This window comes from Aeromonas sp. QDB23, assembly GCF_027707745.1.
Classification (GTDB): Bacteria; Pseudomonadota; Gammaproteobacteria; order Enterobacterales; family Aeromonadaceae; genus Aeromonas; species Aeromonas allosaccharophila.
In genome coordinates this window covers 57,675-69,452 of record NZ_JAPCJA010000023.1, presented here as the reverse complement: position 1 = coordinate 69,452, position 11,778 = coordinate 57,675, and the positions used below count along the sequence as shown (strand labels likewise).

Annotated in this window: 10 protein-coding genes; 7 read left to right on the top strand and 3 right to left on the bottom strand. The window is 62.6% G+C overall.

What is annotated here, in order from left to right; all coding sequences use genetic code 11:
* Nucleotides 1-119 precede the first annotated feature (119 nt).
* Entirely contained in the window at nt 120-1,373 is a 1,254-nt protein-coding gene (gene glyA / locus PG888_RS11875; protein WP_042060071.1) for a serine hydroxymethyltransferase, read from the bottom strand.
* Nucleotides 1,374-1,431: 58 nt separating this feature from the next.
* Here glyA and PG888_RS11870 point away from each other — a divergent pair, with 58 nt between their 5' ends.
* Nucleotides 1,432-1,683 carry a hypothetical protein gene (locus PG888_RS11870; protein WP_148140782.1) on the top strand — a complete coding sequence of 84 codons (252 nt, stop codon included), beginning with the start codon at nt 1,432-1,434 and terminating at the stop codon, nt 1,681-1,683.
* Nucleotides 1,684-1,698: 15 nt separating this feature from the next.
* A complete protein-coding gene (locus PG888_RS11865; protein ID WP_182938959.1) occupies nt 1,699-1,983 on the top strand; it encodes a hypothetical protein in 285 nt (94 codons plus the stop codon).
* 51 nt (nt 1,984-2,034) lie between these two features.
* Here the strand turns inward: PG888_RS11865 and torS are convergent, their stop codons facing one another.
* Nucleotides 2,035-4,857 carry a TMAO reductase system sensor histidine kinase/response regulator TorS gene (torS, locus tag PG888_RS11860; RefSeq protein ID WP_270693416.1) on the bottom strand — a complete coding sequence of 941 codons (2,823 nt, stop codon included), beginning with the start codon at nt 4,855-4,857 and terminating at the stop codon, nt 2,035-2,037.
* 70 nt (nt 4,858-4,927) lie between these two features.
* Here torS and torT point away from each other — a divergent pair, with 70 nt between their 5' ends.
* Complete coding sequence (gene torT / locus PG888_RS11855) at nt 4,928-5,974, top strand: TMAO reductase system periplasmic protein TorT (RefSeq protein WP_182938958.1); 1,047 nt, start codon at nt 4,928-4,930, stop codon at nt 5,972-5,974.
* A gap of 37 nt (nt 5,975-6,011) precedes the next feature.
* Nucleotides 6,012-6,416, top strand: a complete 405-nt coding sequence (locus PG888_RS11850; protein ID WP_182938957.1) for a GFA family protein — start codon at nt 6,012-6,014, stop codon at nt 6,414-6,416.
* 36 nt (nt 6,417-6,452) lie between these two features.
* Here PG888_RS11850 and torR read toward each other — a convergent pair whose 3' ends face one another.
* Nucleotides 6,453-7,163 carry a two-component system response regulator TorR gene (torR, locus tag PG888_RS11845; RefSeq protein WP_005326575.1) on the bottom strand — a complete coding sequence of 237 codons (711 nt, stop codon included), beginning with the start codon at nt 7,161-7,163 and terminating at the stop codon, nt 6,453-6,455.
* A 145-nt stretch (nt 7,164-7,308) separates the two neighbouring features.
* Here torR and torC point away from each other — a divergent pair, with 145 nt between their 5' ends.
* The 3 genes from torC to torD all read left to right on the top strand — a co-directional run bounded on the left by torC (nt 7,309) and on the right by torD (nt 11,776).
* Complete coding sequence (torC, locus tag PG888_RS11840) at nt 7,309-8,475, top strand: pentaheme c-type cytochrome TorC (protein ID WP_182938956.1); 1,167 nt, start codon at nt 7,309-7,311, stop codon at nt 8,473-8,475.
* Between the two features lie 40 nt (nt 8,476-8,515).
* Complete coding sequence (gene torA / locus PG888_RS11835; protein WP_182938955.1) at nt 8,516-11,008, top strand: trimethylamine-N-oxide reductase TorA; 2,493 nt, start codon at nt 8,516-8,518, stop codon at nt 11,006-11,008.
* 99 nt (nt 11,009-11,107) lie between these two features.
* Entirely contained in the window at nt 11,108-11,776 is a 669-nt protein-coding gene (gene torD / locus PG888_RS11830; protein ID WP_182938954.1) for a molecular chaperone TorD, read from the top strand.
* Nucleotides 11,777-11,778: the final 2 nt, after the last annotated feature.

Sequence of the window (11,778 nt, the reverse complement as noted above, 5' to 3'; positions counted from 1 at the left end):
GAAACCAATCAACAGGTTTCGGATTTTTACACATCAGGAGGATCGGTCAATGGATCCTTAACTGATCGGCATTAGCCACCCGAGGGTGGCATTGGTCTCAAACCGAACGTTCCGGCTTATCAGCCATAGACCGGGAAACGGCGGCAGATATCCAGCACCTTCTCGCGTACGGTGGCCAGCACGGCATCGTTGTCGTGGTTGTCCAGCACGTCGCAGATCCAGTGGGTCAGCTGGATGGACTCGGCCTCCTTGAAACCGCGGCGGGTGATGGCCGGGGTACCGATCCGCACACCAGAGGTGACGAACGGGGAGCGCGGGTCGTTGGGCACGGAGTTCTTGTTGACGGTGATGTTGGCTTTGCCCAGCGCGGCGTCAGCGTCCTTACCGGTCAGCTCGCGGCCGATCAGGTCAACCAGCATCAGATGGTTGTCGGTACCGCCGGAGACGATCTTGTAACCGCGCTCGATAAAGGTCGCAGCCATCGCCTTGGCGTTTTTCACGACCTGAGCCTGATAGGTCTTGAACTCGGGCTCCAACGCCTCTTTGAAGGCAACGGCTTTACCGGCGATGACGTGCATCAGCGGACCACCCTGACCACCCGGGAAGACGGCAGAGTTGAGCTTCTTGTAGAGCTCCTCGTCGTCGGCGGCGGAGAGGATCAGGCCACCGCGCGGACCGGCCAGGGTCTTGTGAGTGGTGGAGGTGACCACGTGAGCGTGGGGCACCGGGTTCGGGTAGACGCCAGCGGCAATCAGGCCAGCCACGTGGGCCATGTCGACGAACAGGTAGGCACCGATCTTGTCGGCGATTTCGCGCATGCGAGCCCAGTCAACGATACCGGAGTAGGCGGAGAAGCCACCGATCATCATCTTCGGCTTGTGCTCAATGGCCAGGCGCTCCATCTCGTCGTAGTCAATCTTGCCGGACTCATCGATGCCGTAAGGAATGATGTTGTAGAGCTTGCCGGAGAAGTTGACCGGCGAGCCGTGAGTCAGGTGACCACCGTGGGCGAGGTTCATGCCCAGTACGGTGTCGCCCGGCTGCAGCAGGGCCATGTAAACGGCGCTGTTGGCCTGGGAGCCGGAGTGCGGCTGCACGTTGGCGTAAGTAGCACCGAACAGCTCTTTGGCGCGCTCGATGGCCAGGGTTTCGACCACATCCACATACTCGCAACCACCGTAGTAACGCTTGGAGGGGTAACCTTCGGCGTACTTGTTGGTCAACTGGGAGCCCTGGGCTTCCATGACACGGGGGCTGGTGTAGTTCTCAGACGCAATCAGCTCGATATGCTCTTCCTGACGACGGGTTTCGTCTGTGATGGCCTGCCACAATTGCGGATCATAATTGGCGATGGTCATGTCACGTTTCAACATCCGTTTCTCTCCTGAAAATCGTTTGCGCGTTAGGTGAAGTGGGCGTGGGCATTGTAACGTGAGCTGGATCAAAGAGACAGTCCAACCACCTAAAAAAATGTTGAATTTATGTTGTAAAAAACAAGATTCCCTCCCCGTTCAATACCCTGGCCCCTTCGCCAAAAGAGACATTTTTCATCCCGCAGTTGGGCGGGCAAAACCCGAAGGGGATCACAACGCCGTCGTGATCCATCCTGTAACATATTCATTCGAAACAAATTTAATGATGATGGAGCTGATTGCCGCCACCCACCCGAAGGGCGACATCTGACCGGAGGAGTTCAAGATGGACCATCTGCTGACATTCGTGATCCTGGCTGTCTTTTTTCTGTTCTACTGGGTCTACTACACCAGCCAGCGCAAACATGTTTCTACCACCTCGTGGGATCAGCTCCCCACCAAAGCCGAATATCTGGCGGCCCACCCGGAAGCGGTCGATGGCGACATCATCTTCTGCCACCACTGCGGCCACCACGAGTTGCTGGAGGTGGGAATGGTGCACCTGACCGATTTTCGCCGGGAATGGGTCTGCGCCAAGTGCAAACAGGCGCTGTTTCGCGAAATAGAATAACGGCGCAGGGGCTGGCCACCCCCTCTGAACGTTGTGCATAGCCAGCAGGGATCAGAACGGCGCATCCCTGTTGGCCGCCAGCCACTGCTGCAACCCGCTCACCGCCGCGTCAAATTGCGCCCCGATTGCCGCAGGCTCACCGCCTCCCGCCTCAAGGGCTGCGCAATGGCTGGCAAATTCGGTCAACCCCAGCGCCAGCGCACTCCCCTTTAGCTTGTGCGCCAGCTGCCGTTGCTCACTCCCCTCCCCCTGAGCCAACTCATCCACCAACACCCGCCCTTGCGATTCAAACAGCCCGACCAGCTGGCGGATCCGCGCCATGCCGAGCAGGGGCAGATCGGCGTCCAGCACCGGATTGGCCCACTCGGGCCGGTTGGCAGAGGGCGCGGCAGATAACAGCACAGGCAGCTCGATGGAGGCCCCCTCTTGCCGAAACAGCCGCTCGATGGCGTTCGCCAGCACTGCCAGCCGCACCGGCTTGCCGACAAAATCGACAAACCCGGCGGCGAGGCAGTGGCGGATATCCTCCGGATACATCTGGGCCGAGATGGCGATGGCGGGCAACGGCCGCTCATGCACCTCCTCACTGATGGCAGCCAGATCCTCGCGCAGGGTCATCCCGTCCATGTCGGGCAGATTGATATCGAGCAACGCCAGCTCGAAGGGGTGCTCGGTCACCAGCGCCAGCGCGCTGCGACCATCCTCCGCCAGGGTGACGCGATGGCCGAGGCGAGTCAGCATGCCGTGCGCCACCAGCCGGTTGATCTCGTTATCCTCCACCAGCAGGATGTCGCGGGACTGGCCAAGGTGCAGCGGCTGCGCCTCGGCGGGCAGTTGGGCGCTCGAGCGCTGCAACGGCAGGCTGAAGCTGAATTCACACCCTTTGCCCGGTTCGCTGGCAAGGATAAGCTCCCCCCCCATGGCGGCCACCAGCTTGCGGCTGATCGCCAGTCCCAGCCCGGTGCCGCCCTGATGGCCTATATCGCGCTTGCGCTGGCGAAACGCCTCGAACACCGCCTCCTGCTCATCGCCCGGAATGCCGGGGCCGGTATCGCGCACCACGAAGCGGATGCAGGGTTCGGCGCAAGGGCCGTGACAGACAAGGGGCGCCACCGTCAGGATAATCTGGCCACGGACGGTAAACTTGACCGCATTGCCGAGCAAGTTGCCGAGCACCTGCCGCAGCTTGCCCAGATCCCCCTCGACCACAGGCGCCAGCCCGGACGCATATTCCAGCGCCAAGGTGACCCCCTTGACCGCTGCCTTTGGCCGGAACAGCGCGCTCAGCTCATCAACCAGCTGGAACAGGGGGAAGGGTTCGCGGCGCGCCTCCACATGGCCCGCCTCTATCTTGGAGTAGTCGAGAATGTCGTTGAGGATCTCCAGCAGGGATTCGCCGCTATGCTCGATGGCGGCCAGATAGCGCTGCTGGATCTCGCTCAGGTGGGTATCTTCCAGCAGCGTCAGGCCCCCCAGAATGCCGTTCATGGGGGTGCGGATCTCGTGGCTCATGGTGGCGAGAAACACCGACTTGGCGCGGTTGGCCTGCTCTGCCTCAGCGCGGGCCTGCCGCTGCTTCTCCACCTCCTCATTGAGCCGCTCGTTGGCGTGGCTAAGCTGGCTGGTGCGCTCCTCGACCCGCGACTCCAGTTCGCGCTGATAGCGGCCCAACTCCACCGCATTGTCACGAAACACCTGCAGGGCTCGCGCCAGCTCTGCCAGCTCATCGCGGCCCGACCCGGAGATCGGCTCAAGAGGGGCCAGATCCCCGCACGCCAACCGGCTCATCCCTGCCACCGCCCGTTGCAGCGGCCAGACGATCCGGCCGTAGACCATGCGCCACATCAACAGCATCAGCAGTACCAGCGTGAGCAGGCCAATGCCCATCAACGCCTTCTCCAGCAGCCTGAGACGCTGGCTTAACGCCTGCTGGCTCTGCCCCAGCGAATCGCGGGCACGGCTGACCAGCTCACCGACCTGCTGGTTGAGGCTGCTCATCAGGGCCTCATTGGCATTGGCCAGCACCCGCAGTGCCTCCCCCTTGCCGAGCCAGTCGCTGCGCAGTTGCACCAGCTTCTCACTCTGCGCCAGCACGGTCAGCGCTTGCTCCACCGCCTGACGGCGGGCCGGATCGGTCACCGCCCCGGCCCGCAGTTGCAAGATGGCCAGCTCTCGCTGCCCCTCCTGCAACAGGGCCTGCAATTGCCCCTGCTGTTCGCTGCGCCACATCTCCTCAATGCGCTGCTGCTGCATCAGGGTGCGATGACGCAACTCGGTCATCTGCTCCAGCCAGTCGAGATCCTGCTCCAGCAAGCGATCCAGCGTCCGGGTCGCCTGCGCGCCTTGCTGTTGGTAGAGGGAACCCAATCCCGCCACCATCACGGTTTCGGCGTTCTCCATCTGGCTGCGCGCCAACTCGGCGATCTGCCCGGCAGCCGCCACCAGACGGGCCCGCTGCGCCTCGCCCTGCGCCATCAGGGTCAGTCGCTCTCCCACCAGCCAGCCCTGCTGGCCCAGATTGCCGATGATGCTCTGACTGAGCTGATCGAGGCTTGTAGAACCCTGCCCACGGCCGAGTTGCGCCAGCACCTGCTGCAGCTGTTGCCCCTGCAGAGTGAGCAAGCGTCCCTGATGCTCCCGCTCCTGCTCGCTGGTTGCGGTGGCCAGCAGCCGCGACGCGCTCTGGATCTCGCCGCTGAGGCGAGAGAGCGTGCGCGCCAGCTCCTGGTCGGCCAACGTCTGCTGCACCCCTTGCTCCAGCTGGCGCAGATGGCTAAGCCCCACCCAGCCCAGCAGGGAGGCACTCAGGGTCAGCAACGCCATCAGGGAGAAGGCCAGCAGCAACTTGCCACCCAGGCCGGAAAAGATTCTCACGGGAAGTCCCTTGGTTGTGGTCGGCTTTGACCGGATAATATGGCCCAACACTTTAACAAAACCCCTAGCCATGCGAAGCGTCTATCTCTCCCCGTTGTTGCTGATCTGGTTGCTAATGCTTCCCCGCACCGCCCTCGCCTTTGCGGTCGATATATGGCCCGGCGGCGAATTCAGCGGCCAGCCGGTGCGCCAGCAGTGGCCGGAACCCACCGCCGCAACCAAACCGCTGACCCTCTGTGCCCTCTACCCCCATCTGCGCGACGCCTACTGGCTCTCGGTCAATCAGGGCATGATGGACGAGGCGAAGCGGCTGGGAGTCAAGTTGCAGATCCACGAAGCGGGGGGCTATGGCGCCCTCGCCGAGCAGCGCCAGCAGTTGCAGCGCTGCGTGCAGGAAGGGAGCGACGCCATCTTGCTCGGCGCGGTGAGCTATCAGGGCTTGCGCGAGGCAATCAAGGCCACACCGCTGCCGGTCTTTGGACTGGTCAACGATCTGCCCACTGGTCTGGTGCAGGCTAAGGTGGGGGTCTCCTGGTACCAGATGGGCTGGCAAATCGGCCACTGGCTGGCGCAGCACCACCCCGCAGGCAGCAAGCCGGTCTCGCTCGCCCTCTTCCCCGGCCCGCAGGCAAGTGGCGGCAACAACTTCGTCGAACCGGGCTTTGCCGACGCCATCAAGGGGAGCGCCATCAAGCTGGTCACCACCGAGCGCGGCGACAACAGCCGGGAAATCCAGCGTACGCTGGTGCAGCAGACCCTGGCCCGCTATCCCGACCTCGACTATCTGGTGGGGGGCGCCATCGCCGCCGAAGTGGCCGTCAACGAGCTGGCGCAGCGCCATCTCGACAGGCCCCAGGTGCTGAGCACCTACTTCAGCCACGGGGTACAGCGGGGACTGCGCCGGGGCAAGATCCTGGCCGCCAACAGCGATCAGATGCGGCTGCAGGGGCGCCTTGCGGTCGCTCAGGCGGTCTGCCTGCTGCAACACCCTGATGCCAATGCCGAGCAGTGCCCGCGGGTGATGGGGCCACCCATTCTGACGCTGTCTGCGCCGCTGGCCGATCCCGCAGATTCCCTCTCGGAGGGCGCTTTTCGCCCCGTCTATCGGGTCGAATAGCCGTTCCAAATCCGATCAGCACACTCAAGGAGAAGAGATGAAAGAGTTACATGCCAGCTGCCTGTGCGGCGCCGTCGCCCTGACCCTGCCGGATCAGTTCGACTATATGGGGAACTGCCACTGCAGCGAATGCCGCAAGTTTTCAGGGGGAGATTATGCCTCGGTCGGCGGACTGGATGGCAACAAGGTCACCATAGTGAAGGGAGAAGAGGCCATCGGCCGCTACCGGAAATCGGCAGAGACCACCCTGGCCTTCTGTCGTCACTGCGGCTCCAGCCTGTTCAGCCAGAAGAGCAGCAGCGGCAAGATCAACCTGCGCCTCGGGGTACTGGACGATGTGCCGAGCCAGCGGCCCGCGTTTCACATCTTTGTCGGCTCCAAGGCGTCCTGGCACCAGATTGGCGACGACTGCCCGCAATTTGATACCCGCCCGCCGGTCTGACACCCGGTCAAACAGGTCAAGGCCACCGTAACGGGGTCAGGAGGCTATCTCGCCGGCAAACAGATAGCCTTCACCATGGACGGTGACAAACAGCTGGGGATCCCGCGGATCCGCTTCCATCTTGCCGCGCAGCCGCCGGATCAACACGTCTATGGTGCGATCGCTCGGGCCATCGCCGCGATGGCTGATAAGGGTCAGGATCCGCTCCCGGCTCAGCACCCGCCCGGCATGGGCGACAAAGGCCACCAGCACCTCATATTCGGCCTTGGTCAGGCGCACCGGCACCCCGTCCTTGCTGAGCTGGCGGCGGGGAATGTCAAAACGCCAGGGGCCAAAGCGCACCGCATCGTCGGTCGTCTCGGGTTCACTCGGGGCGGCGGCCAACGAGATCCGCCACAGCAGATTTTTGACCCGCACCAGCAACTCCCGCAGCTCGAACGGCTTGGTGACATAGTCATCGGCCCCCATCTCGAGGCCGACAATCTTGTCCACCGCATCGCTGCGGCCGGTGACCAGAATGATCCCCACCGTGCTGCGCGCCCGCAGTTCACGGGTCAGCAGCAGACCATCTTCCCCCGGCAGGTTGATATCCAGCATCACCAGATCGACCGTCTGCTCCGCCAGCACGGCGCGCATCTCCTGGCCATTTTCGACCGCCGTCACCCGATAGCCCTCCCGCTCAAAATAGCCGGTCAGCTTCTCGCGGGTAACCGCATCATCTTCAACAACCAGAATGTGGTAGCGCATGGGCAGGGTTCACGATGGTCGACAAGGGAGGATTATTCTATTCACATTTTGTCATAAATACCCCTATTTCATTAATTTGTGGCGGCAGCCCTGTTCACAACGCCTCCCTATCATGGCCCCCATCAAAAAAGTGATGTGAGAGAGCATGATGAAAAAACTGTGGCACTTCCTGCGCACCCCCAGCCGTCGCTGGTCGGTACTGGCGCTGGTTCTGGTGGGCGTCGGCGTCACCCTCGCGGGTACCGTCGGCCTGCACTATGGCTTTGAGAAAACCAGCAGCCTCGAATTCTGCATCTCCTGCCACTCCATGAAAGACACCGTCTATCCGGAGTACAAGGAGTCCATCCACTTCAAGAATGCCTCAGGGGTACAGGCGGTCTGTACCGACTGTCACCAGCCGAAGGATTTTGTCGGCAAGGTGGCCCGCAAGATGGAGGCGGCCAACGACCTCTATCAGGAGTACATAGGCCACAGCATCGATACCCAGGAGAAGTTCGAGGACCGACGCCTGCATCTGGCCGAGAAAGTGTGGGCCCGGATGAGCAGCCAGAACTCCAAGACCTGCAAGTCCTGCCACAGCTACGACAACATGGATCACGCCAAGCAATCCCCGGCGGCAGCGCTGGCGATGAAAGATGCGGCGGCGAAGAACATGAACTGCATCGAGTGCCACAAGGGCATCGCCCACGAACTGCCCAACATGGCGGGGGGCTTCCGGGCCACTTACGCCACCCTGGCCAACGACGCGCAACAGGCACCGGCCGCCGAGACCCTCTACAACCTGGGTGAAAAAGATCTCTACGCCAGCGAACAGAGCAACGAACCGGTCGGCAAGCTGCTGCCCGCCTCCCGCATCGAGGTAGTGGCCCGCAGCGGCGATCGCCTCAAGGTGACCATCGAAGGGTGGCGCGAGAGCGACGGCAAGGGCCGGGTGCTGAGCGAATACATGGGCAAGCGGGTCTTTGTCGCCACCGTCCGTGACGAGCTGAAAGCGAGCGAAAAACTCCTCAAACAGGAGACCGACAGCGCCACCCATATCAAGTGGGAACAGGTTCAGGTACAGGCCTGGGTCGATGGCAAGGGCTTTGAGTCCTCACTCAAGCCGATCTGGGATTACGCCGGCGAGATGTACAAATCCACCTGCAACTCCTGCCACGGCGCGCCGGATCCGGCTCACTTCACCGCCAATGGCTGGATCTCGGGGCTCAAGGCGATGTCTGCCTACTATCGCCTGAGCAAGGAAGAGGAGCGCACCCTGCTCAAATACCTGCAAAACCATGCCGCCGATACCGGTGGTCAGGGCAGCCACTAATTCCGGATTCGAGTTCCGGATCCGAGAGAGGAATAACAAGATGATCAATATTTCCCGTCGTGGTTTTCTGGGTGGCTTGCTGGCCAGCGGTGCCTCTGCCCTGATCGGCCCCTCCCTGCTCGGTCGCGCCGTGATGGCCGCCGAGTCCGGCGAAAAACTGGTGCAGTCCGGTTCCCACTGGGGCGCCTTCCGCGCCCGGGTGGTCGATGGCCGCTGGGTCGAGACCCTGCCGTTCGAGCATGACAAGCACCCCACCGAGATGCTCAAGGCCTTGAGTGAGGTGGTCTACAACCCCTCCCGCATCCGCTACCCCATGGTGCGACTGGACTGGCTGCGCAAGGGCCACCAGTCCGACACCAGCGAGCGTGGCCAGAACCGCTTCGTGCGGGTCACCTGGTCCCAGGCGCTGGACTTCTTCTATCACGAGCTGGAGCGGGTGCAGAAAACCTATGGCCCGAGCGCCCTCTATGCGGGTCACTCCGGCTGGCAGTCGGTGGGCAAGCTGCACTCAGCTGGCGCCATGCTTGGCCGCGCCATGAACCTGCACGGCACCTATCTGGCCAAGGCCGGTGACTACTCCACCGGCGCCGCCCAGGTGATCCTGCCCCACGTGGCAGGGGCCATGGAGGTGTACGAGCAGCAGACCTCCTGGCCGCTGGTGCTGGAGCACAGCAAGACCATCGTGATCTGGGGTTCCGACCCCGTCAAAAACCTGCAGGTGGGCTGGCTGGTGCCGGATCACAGCGTCTACGACTACTGGGCGCAGCTGAAAGAGAAGGTGGCCAAGGGCGAGATCCGGGTCATCAGCGTCGATCCGGTCAAATCCAAAACCCAGAAGTACCTCAATTGCGATCAGGTGACCCTGAATCCGCAGACCGACGTGCCGCTGATGCTGGGCATCGCCCACACCCTCTACAGCGAGAAGCGCCACGACGAGGCGTTCCTGAAGAACTACACCACCGGCTTTGACAAGTTCCTGCCCTACCTGCTGGGCACCAGCGATGGTCAGGTGAAGGATGCCGAGTGGGCCGCCGCCATCTGTGGCGTCCCTGCCGAGACCATTCGCGAGCTGGCCCGCGCCATGAGCAGTGGCCGCACCCAGCTCATCGGCGGCTGGTGTGTGCAACGCATGCACCACGGCGAGCAGTACGCCTGGATGCTGGTGGTTCTGGCCTCGATGATTGGCCAGATCGGCCTGCCGGGCGGTGGTTACGGCTTTGGCTGGCACTACAACGGGGCAGGTACCATCACCTCCAGCGGCCCCATCATGTCCGGTTTCAGCTCGGTCATTCCCGGGGTCAAGCCGCGCCATGACGGCGACTGGAAGGGCTACTCCAAATTCATTCCGGTGGCCCGTTTCGTCGACTGCATCCTCAATCCGGGCAAACAGATCGCCTTCAACGGCCAGACAATCACCTACCCCCACATGAAGATGGCGGTGTTCTGCGGCAACAACCCGTTCCACCACCAGCAGGATCGCAACAAGATGGTCGCCGCCTGGCGCAAGCTGGAAACCGTGGTCAGCATCGATCACCAGTGGACTGCCAGCTGCCGCTTTGCCGACATCGTGCTGCCCGCCACCACCACCTATGAGCGGGATGATATCGAGCAGTGGGGCTCTCACTCCAACGCGGGCATTCTGGCCATGTACAAGGTGGTGGAGCCGCTGTTCGAGGCGCGCGATGACTACGACATCTTCGCCGATCTCTGCCGTCGCTTCGGTCGCGAGGCCGAGTTCACCGGCGGCAAGAGCAAGCTGGAGTGGATCCAGAGCATCTATGACGACGCCCGCCTGCAGGGCCGCGGCATCGGCATTCGTCTGCCTCGTTTCAGCCAGTTCTGGCACGGGGAAGGCTTTGTCACCTTCCCGGCGGGCCAGCCCTGGGTGCGCCACGAGTCGTTCCGTCAGGAGCCGGATCTGGAACCGCTCGGCACCCCGTCAGGTCTCATCGAGATCTACTCCAAGACCATCGCCGACTACGGCTATGGGGATTGCCCGGGCCACCCGGTCTGGATCGAGCCCTACGAGCGCTCCCACGGCGGGCCGGGCAGCAAACAGTACCCGCTGCACCTGCAATCCTGCCACCCGGACAAGCGACTGCACAGCCAGCTCTGCTCGTCTGACAACTACCGTGCCACCTACACGGTGCAGGGTCGCGAGCCTGTCTATATGAATCCGCAGGATGCCAAATCCCGTGGCCTCAAGGACGGCGATCTGGTTCGGGTGTTCAACGGCCGCGGTCAGGTATTGGCCGGGCTGGTGGTGAGCGATGACTACGCCCCCGGGGTGGTGCGCATTCAGGAAGGTGCCTGGTATGGGCCGCAAGAGGGCGGCAAGGTGGGTACGCTCTGTACCTATGGTGACCCCAACGTGCTGACCGCCGATATCGGCTCCTCCAGCCTGGCGCAGGCCACCACGGCCCACACCGCGCTGGTGGAGATCGAGAAGTTCCGCGGGCAGGCGCCGGCCGTCACTGCCTTCGCCGCACCGGAATCGGCAAAGGGCATCGACCCCATGTTCCCGGCACTCTGACCCCGAGGGGACGAAAGCGCCCCCTTGAGTTTCCTTTATTTTTAAAGTCGTTAGAATCGGGAGCCATCAAGGCTCCCGATTGCCATCCACGGAGGAAAAATGCAGGAATTTATGGCTACCAGCGAACGCCGGGCCGAACTCTACTGGTGGTTCTCCACCCTGTTCGCCGCCGAACTCAGTGATGAGCAGATCGCCGAATATGACACCTATGATGTGCGAAGCTTTCTGAAAAGCCTCTCGACCCTGGATCCGATGCGCGAGGCCGTGGCCGAACTCAACGACGCCATCGCTCGCCTGCTGGTGCGCCCGGATCGCCAGCTGGAACTGGCCGCCGACTTCGCCGGTCTGTTTCTGGTGGATCCCAAGCAGGGCGCCCTGCCCTACGAATCGCTCTACCGTGGCGATGCCAAGCTGCTGATGCAGGCCCCGATGACCGAGATGCAGGCTCGCCTCGAGCGCCTCGGCATCAATGTCAGCGACAAATACAAAGAGCCTGCCGACCACTTGGCCATCGAGCTGGATCTGATGGGTAATCTCATCATCCGCGCGGCAGAAGCAACAACTGCTGCTGAGCGGGAACGCTGGCTCGACGAGCAGGAAGCGCTGCTGCACGGGCATCTGCTGGGGTGGTTCGACAAGTTCGAAAGCGCTTGTCGCGCCGCCGACCGGTTTGGCTTCTACGGCGCCAGTGCCCGTCTGCTGGGGGTATTCCTCAAGATGGATGCCAACTACCTCTCTCTGGTCAAACCGGCACCGTCCGCCGACTGAGG